Origin of the sequence: Streptomyces acidiscabies, from assembly GCF_020010905.1 — a bacterium.
GTDB classification, from domain to species: domain Bacteria; phylum Actinomycetota; class Actinomycetes; order Streptomycetales; family Streptomycetaceae; genus Streptomyces; species Streptomyces acidiscabies.
This window is the reverse complement of sequence record NZ_JAGJBY010000001.1, coordinates 1,293,303-1,306,270: the sequence shown is the minus strand read 5'-3', so window position 1 is coordinate 1,306,270 and position 12,968 is coordinate 1,293,303. Positions and strand designations below refer to the sequence as shown.

Genomic DNA, 12,968 nt, shown 5'->3' with positions numbered 1-12,968 from the left:
CCCCACACTGACCCCATGTGCGACGACGTTCACGAGATCGGCAGACGTGCCCTGTTCGTGACGGGTACGGCTGCGGTGATGACTGTCGGGGGCGTGAGTTTCGCCTCCGCCGAGGGACGAGAGCAGGGGCGGGCGGCGAAGACTCTGCGGGGGACGTTGCCCACCGGGGCGCCGGACTTCGTGTATGTGCCGGTTGAAGTCCCGGCGGGGGTCGGTGAGTTGCGGGTGGCGTACACCTACGACCGCCCGGCCGTCCCGACCGGCACCGCCGGGAACGCCCTGGACATCGGCCTGTTCGACGAGCGCGGTACGGGGCTCGGCGGCCGGGGCTTCCGGGGCTGGTCCGGCGGGGCCCGTACGGAGTTCTTCGTGCGGGCGGACGACGCGACCCCCGGGTACGTCCCGGGACCGATCCGCGCGGGTACCTGGTACGTCGCGCTGGGCCCGTACACCGTGTCCCCCCAGGGTCTGACGTACGAGATCACCGTCACTCTCACGTACGGGTCACCGAGTCATACCCCCACCCCCGTCTATCCTCCGGAGCGCGCGCGGGGCCGGGGACGCGCCTGGTACCGGGGCGACTGCCATCTGCACTCCTGGTACTCCGACGGCCGCCGCACCCCCGCCGAGATCGCGGCGCTCGCGCGCACCGCCGGGCTGGACTTCATCAACACCTCCGAGCACAACACCCATGCGGGGCACGCCCATTGGGCCGACCAGGCCGGCGACGACCTGCTGATCCTGCTCGGCGAGGAGGTCACCACCCGCAACGGCCACGTCGTCGCGCTCGGCACCGACCCCGGCACGTTCGTCGACTGGCGCTACCGGGCCCGCGAGAACCGTTTCGCGCGGTTCGCCCGGCAGATCCACCGCGCGGGCGGCCTCGTCGTCCCCGCGCACCCGCACGCCACCTGTATCGGCTGCGCCTGGAAGTTCGGGTTCGGCGAGGCGGACGCGGTCGAGGTGTGGAACGGCCCCTACACCCCGGACGACGAGATCGCGCTCGCCTCCTGGGACGCGACGCTGGTCGCCGCCGTACGGGAGGGCCGCGACTGGCTCCCGGCGATGGGCAACAGCGACGCGCACCGGGACCCGGACGTGGTGGGGCTGCCCCAGACCGTGGTCCTCGCGGACGACCTGACCCGGGCGGCGATCCAGGACGGCATCCGCGCCGGGCGGTCGTACATCGCGGAGTCCAAGGACGTCTCGCTCGCCCTCACCGTCACCGGCCCGCGCGGCGAACACGCCGGCATCGGGGAGCGGCTCGCGGTCGCCCCGGATACCCCTGTGGTCGTACACGTGGACGTCTCAGGGGTGAGAGGCTGCACGGTCCGCCTCGTCACCGACCAGGGCGTCCTGTTCACCGGGGCCCCCGTGGGCGACTCCGGTTCTGGGGTCTTCGAATGGCGGACGACACCGTCGTACGCGGCGTACGTACGGGCGGAGGTCCGGCACCCGGCGACGGCACCGTCCCTGCCGGGACCGTTCGCGGCGCTGACGAACCCGGTGTTCCTGGGGTGCGGGCGGGACTGACGGGGAGGGGCGGGCCGAGGGTGACGCGCGGTGCGAAGACCTCGGGGGGACAATCGGTGGGGATACCTGAGGGGTACAGGGCTACGCACGACCTGAGGGGTACGGGACTACAGGCGCCGTACCCCCACCCCTCACCGTCCGCCCCGCCCACCGCCCCCGACCAGTCAGGCCCCCCATGCCCACCCTCGCCGACCGCCGCTTCCGGATCACCACCGCCGTCCAGCGCCGCTTCAACCCCCTCATGCGCAGGCTTCCGCTCCAGCCCGTCCTGGAGACCACCGGCCGTACGTCAGGACTCCCCCGCCGCACCCCGCTCGGTGGCCGCCGGATCGGGGACGCCTTCTGGCTGGTGTCGGAGTTCGGCGACCGCTCGCAGTACGTCCGGAACATCAAGGCCGACCCGAGGGTCCGGGTCCGCATCAGGGGCCGCTGGCACACCGGTACGGCGCACATCCTGCGGGACGACGACCCGGTGACCCGTCTGCGCGGCCTGCCGAGGCTGAACAGCACGGCGGTACGGGTACTGGGTACCGACCTGCTGACGGTACGGGTGGACCTGGACACGGACTGACCCCTGTCATACCCGTACCCCCTCAGCCCACCCTCCGGTACAAGTCCTCCACCAGTTCCACGACCGCCCCCGGTACCCGCAGCGTCGGAAAGTGATCGCACCGGCTCTCCCGCACCAGCCGGCACCCGGGAATCCGCGAGGCGATGACCTCGTTGCGCTTGACGACGACCGGCTGGTCCAACTCCCCCAGCAGCAGCGAGCACGGCAGGGCCATCTCCGCCAACCGCTCGTAGCAGGACGGTAGTTGCTCCTCGTGCGCGTACGAGGTGAACCACCCGCCCAACACCCCCCGCAGCAACCGCCGCGCCTCGGTGTCGGGCGGCGTCCCCGCCCCGCCCCACCACGACATCCCCAGATCGGCCAGCCCTTCGAGGTCCCCGGCGAGCGCCAACGGCTCGACCTGCGCGGCGAGTTCGGGCGGATCGGGCTCGGGGTACCCGGGTACCCCGGGGACGAGCAGCCCCAGCGCGGCGACCTGCTCGGGATGGTCCAGCGTGTACGCGATGGCGGTGGCCCCGCCCATGCTGTAGCCGATCAGTACGGCACGCTCCACGCCGAAGTGCCCGAGCACGAGCGCGAGATCGAGGTCCTGCCGGTACGACGAGACCGGCGCCGGAGACCGCCCGTACCCTCGTACGTCGTACCGGATCACCCGGTGCCGCTCGGTCAGCGGGGCGAGCACGGGCTCCCAGATCTCGGAGGACCCGACGCCGGGGTGGAGCAGGACCAGGGGCGGTCCCTCGCCGTCGCCCTGCTCGTCGGCCCAGACCTCGCCGCCGTCGACGGCGATCATGACGCCCGCTACATCACCCATGCCCCGATACTGCCCCATACGGCGGCATCGCGCCCGACGGAAAACGGACAGTAACCGCTCTCAGAAACAAGCCGCGCCCCTGGTCACCGACCACGTCTCACCCCGGCCACACGATCGCCTGCACCTCGCTGTACGCATGCAACGCGTACGACCCCACGTCCCGCCCCACCCCACTCCGCTTGAACCCCCCGAACGGCGCCTCCATGTTCCGCCCCACGGTGTTGACCCCCACGCCCCCGGCCCGCAGCCGCCGCGCGACCCGGAACGCGCGGGCGACGTCACCGGACCAGACGTAGTCGATGAGCCCGTACTCGGAGTCGTTGGCGAGGGCGATCGCCTCCTCCTCGTCGTCGAAGGGGAGGACGGCGACGACGGGCCCGAAGATCTCCTCGCGGACGGCCCGCATGTCGTTGGTGCAGTCGGCAAGGACGGTCGGCCCGAGGTAGAAGCCCCGCTCGGGAAGGTCAACGACCTTGCCCACCAGGGGTGTTGCCCCTTCCCGAACCGCCGACTCGACATGCGCCCGCACCCGCTCACGGTGAGCCGCGCTGATCACCGGCCCCATGACGGTCCCGGCCTCCCGAGGATCCCCCAGCGTCAACCGCCCCGCATAGGCGACGAGTTGCTCAACCAGCCTGCCGTACACGCCCCGTTGGACCAGCACCCGCGTGGGCGCCGTACAGATCTGCCCGCTGTAGAAGGAGAACGTCGTCCCGATCCCCGCGACCGCGGAGCCCAGATCCGCGTCGTCGAACACCAACGCCGCACCCTTGCCCCCGAGTTCCATGAGCTGCCGCTTCATGCCCCGCCCGCACACCTCGGCGATCCGCACCCCGACGGCGGTGGACCCGGTGAAGCTGACCATGTCGACGTCGGGGGACGAGACGGTCGCCTCCCCAACCTCAACCGCCTCTCCGGAGACCACATTGACGACACCGGGCGGCACCCCGGCGGCTTCCAGGACCTCCGCCATCCGGTACACCGACAGCGGATCCTGAGGCGCCGGTTTCACGACGACCGTGTTGCCCATGGCCAGCGCGGGCGCGATCTTCCCGGCCGGGTTGGCCCAGGGGTTGTTGTAGGAGGTGATGCAGGTGACGACCCCGACGGGCTGCCGTACCGCCAGCGCCCCCATCACGGCGGCCTTCCCCATCGGCCCGGCCTCGTTGATCTGCGGGGTGATGGCCCACTCGACGGGTTCGACGCGGGCGTACCGCCTGAACCGGGCGGCGGCGACGCCGAGTTGCATGGAGCGGACGGTCGCGGTGGTCGCCCCGGTCTCGGCGCGGGCGAGGCCGGTGAGTTCCGAGCGCCGGGCCAGGATCAGGTCGGCGGCGCGGGCCAGGACGGCGGCCCGTTCCTCGGGGCGCGTCCGCGACCAGCTCTCGAACGCCGAACTCGCCGCCGCGCAGGCGTCGTTGGCCTGTGCGGCGGACGCTTCGGGGGCCAGTCCGACGACGTCCTCGGTCGCGGGGTCGATCACCTCGTAGTGCCCGCCGTCCGGCTCGACCCATGCGCCACCGACGAACAGCCGCTGCCCGTCGGTCACTTGGTGCTCACCGTCCGGGTGTCGGTCCCGGAGCGCAGCACCTTGCCGGGTACGGCGCCGGTGACGACGTCGTCGCGGATAGCCTCAACCCCGTTGACCCATACGGCCTTTATGCCGAGAGCCTTGGAGTCGAGCCGTGGGCTGTCGCCCGGCAGGTCGTGGACGAGGGTCGCCTTCCCGGCGTCGATGCGTTCGGGGTCGAAGAGGACGAGGTCCGCGTGGAACCCTTCCTCCACGCGCCCCCGTTGGCGCAGTCCGAAGAGTTGGGCGGGGTCGTCGGTAAGCATCTTCACCGCCTGCTCCAGCTCGACCAGCTTGCGTCCCCGCAGGCAGTCCCCGAGGAAGCGGGTCGTGTACGGCGCCCCGCACATCCGGTCGAGGTGCGCCCCGGCGTCGGAGCCGCCGAGGAGGACGTCCTCGTGCCGCCAGGTCTCGGCGCGCAACGCCCAGGAGGCGGGGTCGTTGTCGCGCGGCATCGGCCAAAGCACCGTGCGCAGAAGGTCGTTGGAGCAGATCTCGACGAGGGTCGCGAAGGGGTCCTGGCCGCGCTCGGCGGCGATGTCGCGGACGACGCGCCCGGTGAGGCCCTCGTTCGCGGGGCTGTAGGTGTCGCCGATGACGTACCGCCCGAAGTCGGCGAGCCTGCGGAAGACGCCCGCCTCCTTCGACTGGGCGCGCCGCAGCAGCTCGGCGCGTACGTCGGGGTCTGCGAGTTTCTCGATGCGTTCGGGGACGGGCAGCCCGAGGACCGGGCCCCAGCCGGGGATGAGGTTGAGCGCGCAGAACGTGCCGAGCGACATGTTCATCGGCGTGAGGATCGGCATGGTCAGCGCCACGACACGGCCACCGGCCTTGCGGGCGCGCTCGCTTGCGTGCAGTTGCCGGGGCACGCGCTCGGGGACCCCGGCGTCGATCGTGAGGACGTTCCAGTTCAGGGGGCGTCCGGCGGCGGCGGACATGTCGACGAGGAGGTCGATCTCGGCGTCGCTGAACTGGTCGAGGCAGCCCGCGACGATGGCCTCGATCTGGGTACCCTCGTGTTCGCCGACTGCCTTGGACATGGCGATGAGTTCGGCGGGCAGCGCGTGCCGGGAGGCGACCGGCTGCCCGTCGCCGTCGGAGTGGGTGGTGGACTGGGTGGTCGAGAAGCCCCAGGCTCCGGCGTCCATCGCGTCGTGCAACAGCAGGACGATCTCGGCGAGTTGAGCCGGGGACGGCTGTCCGCCCACCGCGTCGGCGCCCATCACGTGCCGCCGCAGCGCGCAATGCCCCACCATGAAACCGGCGTTGACGGCGATCCGCCCCTCCAGGGCGTCGAGGTACTCCCCGAAGGAGTGCCAGCTCCAGGGCGCGCCCTCCTCCAGCGCGACCAGCGACATGCCCTCGACCTTGGACATCATCCGCCGTGTGTAGTCGGCGTCCTGGGGCCGCGCGGGGTGGAGGGGGGCGAGGGTGAAGCCGCAGTTCCCGGCGGCGACGGTGGTGACGCCGTGGTTGAGGGAGGGGGTGGCGTAGGGGTCCCAGAAGAGCTGGGCGTCGTAGTGGGTGTGCGGGTCGACGAAGCCGGGGCACAGGACGAGGCCGGTGGCGTCCTCAACTGTCCTGGATTGCTGGGCGACTTCACCGACGACGGCGATACGGCCGTCCCGGATCCCGACGTCGGCGACGCACGCGGGCCCGCCGGAGCCGTCAACTACCGTGGCCCGCTTGAGGACATGATCGAGCATCAGTGGTCACGCTCCCTGACGGAACCGCGTCGTCCGGTGCACGGGGTCCGTGTCGATCTTCGGGATGACGTGCTCGCCGATCAACCGGATGGTCTGGAGCGTCTGTTCCTTGGGGACGCCCACCGGCAGTCCGAAGCTCAGCTGGTCGGCGCCGGCCTGCTCCCAGCGCTTGCACTGCCGCAGCACCTCGTCCGGGTCGCCGCAGATCAACAGCTCTTCCTCGATGAGGAGTTCGACGAACTCGGGGGTGTACTCGGGCAGCGTCTCGGGCCAGACCGGGAAGCCCTCGGGGCGCGGGAAGGTGTCGTGGTAGCGGAAGACGAGCGAGGGCAGGTAGTGCAGCCCGCCGCTCACCGCGACCTGGATCGCCTCGTCGTGGGTGGGCGCGCAGATCGCCGTGGTCGTCACCATCACGTTGTCGTTGACGAAGTCCCCGACCGGTTCGGCGTTGACGATCTCCGTCTTGTACTGCTCCAGCACCCACTCCATGTCGGAGACCTTCTGGATACTGAACCCGAGGACGCCCAGGCCCTTTCGGGCCGCCATCGCGTACGACGGGGGCGAGCCGGCCGCGTACCACATCGCCGGGTGGGACTTGCCGTACGGCTTCGGCAGCACCTTCCTCGGCGGCAACTGCCAGTGTTTGCCCTGGAATCCGACGTACTCCTCCTGGAGCCACATCTTCGGGAACTCCGCGATGGTCTCCTCCCACAGCTCCTTCGTGTGGTTCATGTCGGTGATGCCCGGCATGAACCCGAGGATCTCGTGGGACCCGGCGCCGCGTCCGCTGCCGAACTCGAAGCGATTGCCGGTGAGATGGTCGAGCATGGCGACCTTCTCGGCGACTTTCACCGGGTGGTTGACCGGCGCGAGGGGGTTGAAGATGCCCGAGCCGAGGTGGATGCGCTCGGTGGCGTGCGCGAGGTAGCCGAGGAACACCTCGTTGGCCGACAGGTGCGAGTACTCGTCGAGGAAGTGGTGCTCCGACGCCCAGGCGTACTTGAAGCCCGACCGGTCCGCCTCGATGACGTACTCGGTCTCCTCCATCAGCGCCTTGTGCTCCGCGAGCGGGTCGTCCTCGCCCCGCTTGCCGACGTATCCCTGTACAAAGAGCCCGAATTCCAAGGAGGTTCACCGCCCCAAGACTGTTTCTGACGGACCGTCAGCCAACGAACTGCCGCCGACTCTGGCACCGCCCCCTGCAAGCGTCAATACCTGACGAGTCGTCAGATGACCGAGACCCCCGCCAGCCACCCCCCGTCGATCACGAACGGCTGGCCCGTGATGTACGACGAGTCCGCCGACGTCAGGAACAGCGCGAGGCGGGCGACTTCGTCGGGCCGTCCGATGCGCCCCAGCGGAACGAGCTTGCGGTACAGGGAGTCCAGCGCCTTCGACGTCTCCTCGGGGTCCGAACTCGGGTCCAGGAGCGAGGGGTTGGACATGGCCGTGTCGATCGCGCCGGGGCAGATCGCGTTGACGCGTATGCCCCGGGGCGCCAGCTCCAGGGCGGCGACGCGGGTCAGGCCGAGGATCGCGTGCTTGCTCGCGGCGTACGCGCCGACCGCCGCCATGCCCGTGATCGCCGTGTACGAGGCGGTGTTGACGATCGTGCCGCCGTCCGCGAGGTCGGGGGCGGCCGTCTTGATCCCCAGGAAGCAACCGACCTGATTGACCCGCACGACCTGCATGAACTCGTCGAGCGACGTGTCCGTGAGGGCGTTGAAGCGCAGGATGCCGGCGTTGTTGACGAGCCCGTCGAGGCGGCCGTACGCCTCCTTGGCGGCGTCGACCGCCGCGCGCCAGGAGTCTTCCTCGCGGACGTCCAAGTGCACGTACAGGCAGTCGAGTTCGGCGGCGAGGGCCTCGCCCTGTTCGTCGAGGACGTCGGCCACGACGACCCGCGCCCCCTCGGCCGCGAAGAGCCGCGCCTCCTGCTCGCCCTGCCCTCGGGCCGCGCCGGTGACGACGACGACCCGGCCGTCCAGCTTGCCCGTGCTGTCCATGGGACCTCCTCGGCATAGGTGGAGGTCAGCATCGTAACGCCGTACCTGATGACTCGTCAGATACCTGTACGAGCATTGCGTGAGCAATGTCACAGACTCGCGAGTCGGGATGTTTGACCCTGTCGGCCCCCTCCTTGAGCCCTCAATAATTCTGGCGCTGCGGACAAAGAAGTCGCCAAGGAAGGGACAAGGCATGGCCAAGAGAAAGCTCCGGAACAAGAAGGTCCGATACGTCGCGATAGGTGCCGCGCTGGCGACCGGAGGCGCCATCGTCGCTCTGCTCCCGTCGGCGAACGCGGCCGGTGAGCAGAAGACGCCGGAGCAGATCGTGGCGATGTGCGAGCGCTCGGCCGTAATCGACGGCAAACAGCGTTCCGTGAGCGACTTCAACGGGAGCTTCGGTGACGGTTTCCAGGCGGACAACTGTGATTTCGTCGAGACGAACTTCGAGACCTTCGACGGCCCCACCGAGAAGGCGTCGATCGACTTCCCGAACTGCGAGCCGAACGCCACACAACCCGCGAAGGTGACGGTCGGCTGGTCGGCGACCGTGGGCCAGGGTAAGGGCAAGTACACCTCGACCCAGCAGGGCGGCGGTGGCGGCCTCTTCGGATTCATCAGCGGTTCCTGGGTGAGACACACTGGCACCCTGGACATGACCGTGGAGTCGGCCACCGCGAAGGACACGGAAGAGCGTGAGGTTCCGGTCGGGAAAGTCCTCCACATGGTGTTCACGCCGAAGATGCAGCGTATGACCGGTGAATGGCGCGTGCGTATCGACGCCCGCTCGGCGACGACCGTCACGAACGCCACCCCCGAGCAGAACTTCGTCGCCCCCGACGTCGTCGAGGGCCCGCACATGCTGCCGGGTGCGGCCGGTGCGCCGGGCGTGGTGGACGGCGTCTCCAAGGCCGTCCTCGAAGACTGCTGAACCTCTCTGACCAGCTATTACACCCTCTGGAGACTGTCATGAGCACTCGCCCCAGAAGCCACCGCAGCCGTAAGAAGCGCATCACCCTCATGCTCGCCCCGGTGGCGGCGCTCGCCGTCGTGATCCCGCTGATGAACTCCGCGGGCGCGGCGACGCCGAACGAGGTGACGGCCGACTGTTCGGCCGATTCCGACAAGCTGGAGAACTGCGAGTTCGTCGACGTCCAGTTCAAGGCGAACACCCTCGGACCGAACGAACGTGTTTCCCCTGTCACCGACAACTGCGGAAACACGGGTACGGCGTCGAAGACTTTCTCGGTCAGTACATCGGTGACCCGGACCATTCAATTGGAGGAGGGCTTCACGGCGGGCTCCGACACGAAACTCGCGAGTTCCGTCTTCGAGATCGGCATCAAGTTCAGTACCACGGAGATCAACATCACCCGGGACGACAAGACGACCGGTCTGAGTTTCGATCGCAGCGACACCGTCCAGCCCGACAGCATCGCCTTCTTCATGTGGTCGGCGAAGCGCACGGATGTGAGCGGATTCCTCCGCGCCACCTACAAAGATGCTCAGGACGGCCAGAAAGTGTTCTTCGCCCCGAGCGAGGGCGCCGCGACGATGCACGTCTTCTATCCGCAGATCCTGAAGAACGGAACTCCGGACGGCCGCCTGTGGCTGCGGAACGTGAAGTGTGGAACACCCGAGGCGAACGGCATCCAGAAGTCCGCCAACAGCCTGCGCGTCGAGCCCGGATTCGGTGAGGCGGGCGGCAATGCGACGGACGTGGAGATCCCGCTGAGCGAGATCGCCGCTTCCTAGTAGCGATCATTCTCAGATGCGAAGCACGGGCGTGGCCCCCAGCCAGCGCAGGACCGCGTCCGTGCCCCCTCGGGCGTCGAGCTTCGCGTAGATGTTGCTGAGGTTGTTGCGCACGGTTTTCTCGCTGAGCCGCAGCCGCAGTCCGATCTCCTGGGCGCCGAGCCCGGTCGAGAGCAGTTCCATGATCTGCCGTTCGCGCGGCGAGAGAAGGGCCCGCAGGCGCTCCACCGCATCCCCTCCGGCGGGCGCCTCGCGGGCCCCTTCGCGCAGCGCCGCGCAGGCTGCCGGGGACAGGTAGGTGTGGCCGACGGTGGCCGCCATCACGGCCGAGGAGAGCATGCAGGTGCAGTAGTCGCCGTCGACCAGGTAGCCCGCGCCGCCCCGGAAGACCTCGACGACCGTCTCGACGTCCCGCCGCCCGCTGACCACGATCACCGGCACCCCGCGTCCGGCGAGGGCATCGGTCAACTCCGGGAGTGCGTAGGCGGGTTCGGCGCAGCTGAGCAGGACGACGTCCAGCGGTGTGTCCGCCAGCTTCCGGTAGGGCGGGGCCACCTGCCAGACCCGGCCCACGTACGAGTCGTCCGGCGCGGGCCAGTCGGCGTGCGGCCAGCTGGCACCTTCCGCACAGGCCAGAGCGACAGAGAGCCTTTCGGAGGATCTCACTGTGGGGGGTCCTTCCGCCGGAACAGCGATGCGTCCGTACGTTCGTACATACGCTGTCCGGCTCAGGCATGTTCAAAGATTCAAGAGAGGTGCCTCACAGACCCCAGCAGAGGGGCCACTTCGGCGCCGAACTCCCTTATCTGATCGGTGAGTTCCCCAACCGACCTGCTCCTGAACCTGACTTGGATCTGGTCCACTCCCAACTGCCCGTACGCGTTCAGGGAGTCGGCCAGTTCCGCCGGGCTCCCGGTGAGCGTGCGGCGGCCGACGTCCCAGTCCGGCGTCCCGACGTACAGCGGCTCGGCGATGGCTCCGAAGGTGAACTCGCCGCTTTCGGCGCGGAGTTGGCGTATGGCCTCGATCTGTGCGGGGAGCCGGTCGCGCGGGTCGCCCTGCGGCAGCCAGCCGTCGCCCTTGAGGGCGGCCCGGCGGATCGCGGCGGGCGAGGAGCCGCCGACCCAGACCGGCACGCGCGGCTGGGCGGGGCGGGGACGCTGGCCGAGGTCCTCGTAGTCGTACAACTTGCCTTGGTGGCCTACGAATTCGTCCGGCCCGAGCGCCGTCCGCAGGGCATCGAGGGTCTCGTCGAGGACGGCGCCCCGGCGGGCGAAGTCGACGCCGAGCGCCTCGAACTCCTCCTGGACGTGGCCCGCGCCGACGCCGAGGATCAGCCGTCCGCCGGAGAGGTGGTCGAGGGTGGCGTACTGCTTGGCGGTGAGCAGGGGGTGCCGCAGACCGGCGATCGCGACGTGGCTGAGGAGCCGGACGCGGGTCGTGACGGCGGCGAGGTGGGCGAGGGTCGCGACGGGGTCGTACCAGACCGTGCCCATCGCGTCCGCGAGGCGGCGCGGGATCGCGACGTGGTCGCAGCAGGCGACGTACGCGAACCCCGCCTCGTCGGCGGCGCGGGCGACGGCCACCAACTCCGTTGGCCCGGCGTCGATTTCCCAGGGTTCGACGTAGATGCGGCTCTGGGACTGGACGGGGAGCTGGATGCCGTAGGCGAGGCGGCCGGTCATCTCGGGCCCGGCCAGAGGCCGCCCTCGGTCAGGCCGAGCAGGTCGATGGCGTTGCGGCGGACGATGCGGTCGACGACGTCGGCGTCGAGGTGGCCCATCTGGGACTCGCCGACCTCCCTGGACTTGGGCCAAGTCGAGTCGGAGTGGGGGTAGTCGGTCTCGTAGAGGACGTTGCCGACGCCGATGGCGTCGAGGTTGCGCAGGCCGAACGCGTCGTCGAAGAAGCAGCCGTAGACGTGCTCGGCGAAGAGTTCGGACGGCGGGCGGTGGACCTTGTCGGCGACGCCGCCCCAGCCCCGGTTCTCCTCCCAGACGACGTCGGCGCGCTCCAGGATGTAGGGGATCCAGCCGATCTGCCCCTCGGCGTACATGACTTTGAGGTTCGGGAAGCGTTCGAACTTGCCGCTCATCAGCCAATCGACCATGGAGAAGCAGCAGTTGGCGAAGGTGATGGTCGAACCGACCGCCGGGGGCGCGTCCTTGGAGGTGGACGGCATGCGGCTGCTGGAGCCGATGTGCATGGCGATGACGGTGCCCGTCTCGTCGCAGGCGGCGAGGAAGGGGTCCCAGTCGTCGGAGTGCACGGACGGCAGGCCGAGGTGGGGCGGGATCTCGGAGAACGCGACGGCGCGCACGCCGCGCGCGGCGTTGCGGCGGACCTCGGCGGCGGCCAACTCGGCGTCCCACAAAGGGATCAGGGTGAGCGGGATCAGCCGGCCGCGCGCCTGCGGGCCGCACCACTCCTCCACCATCCAGTCGTTGTACGCCCGCACGCACAGCAGGCCGAGTTCGTGGTCGCTCGCCTCGGTGAAGGTCTGCCCGCAGAAGCGCGGGAACGTGGGGAAACAGACCGCCGACTGGACGTGGTTGACGTCCATGTCGTCGAGGCGCGCGGGCACGTCGTACGACCCCGGGCGCATCTGCTCGTAGGTGATGACCTCCAGCCGGATCTCGTCGCGGCTGAACCCGACGGCCGTGTCGAGGCGGGTGAGCGGGCGCTGGAGGTTCTCGAAGAGCCACCAGTCGCCGAGCGGCCCTTCGTCGCCCTTCTCGCCCATCACGGGCTTGAACCGCCCGCCCAGGAAGGTCATTTCCTTCAGGGGTGCCCGGACGACTCGCGGGCCGGTGTCGAGGAACTTCTTCGGGAGGCGGTCCTGCCAGACCCTCGCGGGTTCGACGGTGTGGTCGTCGACGGAGATGATCAGCGGGAACCCTGTCGTGTTCTCCATGTCGGCCACGGTAGCGCCGATCTGACGGGCCGTCAGCTACTGGTGCGGCAAAGGCCGTTGCCTCGGCCGCGGCGGCTCCCCCTCCGTGCCACCGCGGCC

12 protein-coding genes are annotated in these 12,968 nt (G+C 69.7%); 4 read left to right on the top strand and 8 right to left on the bottom strand.

Annotated elements, in window-relative coordinates; genetic code table 11:
• Positions 1 to 15: 15 nt before the first annotated feature.
• Complete coding sequence (locus J8M50_RS06305; protein WP_010353309.1) at positions 16 to 1,533, top strand: CehA/McbA family metallohydrolase; 1,518 nt, start codon at positions 16 to 18, stop codon at positions 1,531 to 1,533.
• A gap of 175 nt (positions 1,534 to 1,708) precedes the next feature.
• Positions 1,709 to 2,104 carry a nitroreductase/quinone reductase family protein gene (locus J8M50_RS06300; RefSeq protein ID WP_010353310.1) on the top strand — a complete coding sequence of 132 codons (396 nt, stop codon included), beginning with the start codon at positions 1,709 to 1,711 and terminating at the stop codon, positions 2,102 to 2,104.
• 22 nt (positions 2,105 to 2,126) lie between these two features.
• On the opposite strand, the gene J8M50_RS06295 is transcribed toward J8M50_RS06300, so the two are convergent.
• From J8M50_RS06295 to J8M50_RS06275, 5 genes are all read right to left on the bottom strand, one after another.
• A complete protein-coding gene (locus J8M50_RS06295; protein ID WP_223786171.1) occupies positions 2,127 to 2,918 on the bottom strand; it encodes an alpha/beta fold hydrolase in 792 nt (263 codons plus the stop codon).
• Between the two features lie 97 nt (positions 2,919 to 3,015).
• Positions 3,016 to 4,467, bottom strand: a complete 1,452-nt coding sequence (locus tag J8M50_RS06290; protein WP_010353312.1) for an aldehyde dehydrogenase family protein — start codon at positions 4,465 to 4,467, stop codon at positions 3,016 to 3,018.
• Positions 4,464 to 6,194 (bottom strand): N-acyl-D-amino-acid deacylase family protein, encoded by a 1,731-nt coding sequence (locus tag J8M50_RS06285; RefSeq protein ID WP_010353313.1) that lies wholly within the window; start codon positions 6,192 to 6,194, stop codon positions 4,464 to 4,466. The genes J8M50_RS06290 and J8M50_RS06285 overlap by 4 nt, the downstream gene beginning before the upstream one ends.
• Before the next feature lie 6 nt (positions 6,195 to 6,200).
• Positions 6,201 to 7,319: an LLM class flavin-dependent oxidoreductase gene (locus J8M50_RS06280; RefSeq protein ID WP_010353314.1), complete on the bottom strand. Its 1,119-nt coding sequence runs from the start codon at positions 7,317 to 7,319 to the stop codon at positions 6,201 to 6,203.
• A 101-nt stretch (positions 7,320 to 7,420) separates the two neighbouring features.
• Complete coding sequence (locus J8M50_RS06275; RefSeq protein WP_010353315.1) at positions 7,421 to 8,200, bottom strand: SDR family NAD(P)-dependent oxidoreductase; 780 nt, start codon at positions 8,198 to 8,200, stop codon at positions 7,421 to 7,423.
• A 193-nt stretch (positions 8,201 to 8,393) separates the two neighbouring features.
• Here J8M50_RS06275 and J8M50_RS06270 point away from each other — a divergent pair, with 193 nt between their 5' ends.
• Together J8M50_RS06270 and J8M50_RS06265 are read left to right on the top strand one after the other, a co-directional pair.
• Positions 8,394 to 9,131, top strand: coding sequence for a hypothetical protein (locus J8M50_RS06270; protein WP_010353316.1), 738 nt, complete (start codon positions 8,394 to 8,396; stop codon positions 9,129 to 9,131).
• Between the two features lie 38 nt (positions 9,132 to 9,169).
• Positions 9,170 to 9,955: a hypothetical protein gene (locus J8M50_RS06265; protein WP_029183797.1), complete on the top strand. Its 786-nt coding sequence runs from the start codon at positions 9,170 to 9,172 to the stop codon at positions 9,953 to 9,955.
• 12 nt (positions 9,956 to 9,967) lie between these two features.
• Here the strand turns inward: J8M50_RS06265 and J8M50_RS06260 are convergent, their stop codons facing one another.
• The 3 genes from J8M50_RS06260 to J8M50_RS06250 form a co-directional block, all read right to left on the bottom strand.
• Positions 9,968 to 10,621, bottom strand: coding sequence for a LuxR C-terminal-related transcriptional regulator (locus J8M50_RS06260; RefSeq protein WP_010353318.1), 654 nt, complete (start codon positions 10,619 to 10,621; stop codon positions 9,968 to 9,970).
• A gap of 80 nt (positions 10,622 to 10,701) precedes the next feature.
• Positions 10,702 to 11,640, bottom strand: coding sequence for an LLM class F420-dependent oxidoreductase (locus tag J8M50_RS06255; protein WP_010353319.1), 939 nt, complete (start codon positions 11,638 to 11,640; stop codon positions 10,702 to 10,704).
• Positions 11,637 to 12,869, bottom strand: a complete 1,233-nt coding sequence (locus J8M50_RS06250) for an amidohydrolase family protein (RefSeq protein ID WP_178854989.1) — start codon at positions 12,867 to 12,869, stop codon at positions 11,637 to 11,639. Before J8M50_RS06250 ends, J8M50_RS06255 begins: the two co-directional genes overlap by 4 nt.
• Between the last annotated feature and the right edge of the window lie 99 nt (positions 12,870 to 12,968).

What these genes read in the sequence shown, in the direction of transcription:
- J8M50_RS06305 (WP_010353309.1), top strand. Translation starts at nt 16, where the DNA reads ATGTGCGACGACGTTCACGAGATCGGCAGACGTGCCCTGTTCGTGACG.
- J8M50_RS06300 (WP_010353310.1), top strand. Translation starts at nt 1,709, where the DNA reads ATGCCCACCCTCGCCGACCGCCGCTTCCGGATCACCACCGCCGTCCAG.
- J8M50_RS06295 (WP_223786171.1), bottom strand. Translation starts at nt 2,918, where the DNA reads ATGGGTGATGTAGCGGGCGTCATGATCGCCGTCGACGGCGGCGAGGTC.
- J8M50_RS06285 (WP_010353313.1), bottom strand. Translation starts at nt 6,194, where the DNA reads ATGCTCGATCATGTCCTCAAGCGGGCCACGGTAGTTGACGGCTCCGGC.
- J8M50_RS06275 (WP_010353315.1), bottom strand. Translation starts at nt 8,200, where the DNA reads ATGGACAGCACGGGCAAGCTGGACGGCCGGGTCGTCGTCGTCACCGGC.
- J8M50_RS06270 (WP_010353316.1), top strand. Translation starts at nt 8,394, where the DNA reads ATGGCCAAGAGAAAGCTCCGGAACAAGAAGGTCCGATACGTCGCGATA.
- J8M50_RS06265 (WP_029183797.1), top strand. Translation starts at nt 9,170, where the DNA reads ATGAGCACTCGCCCCAGAAGCCACCGCAGCCGTAAGAAGCGCATCACC.
- J8M50_RS06255 (WP_010353319.1), bottom strand. Translation starts at nt 11,640, where the DNA reads ATGACCGGCCGCCTCGCCTACGGCATCCAGCTCCCCGTCCAGTCCCAG.
- J8M50_RS06250 (WP_178854989.1), bottom strand. Translation starts at nt 12,869, where the DNA reads ATGGAGAACACGACAGGGTTCCCGCTGATCATCTCCGTCGACGACCAC.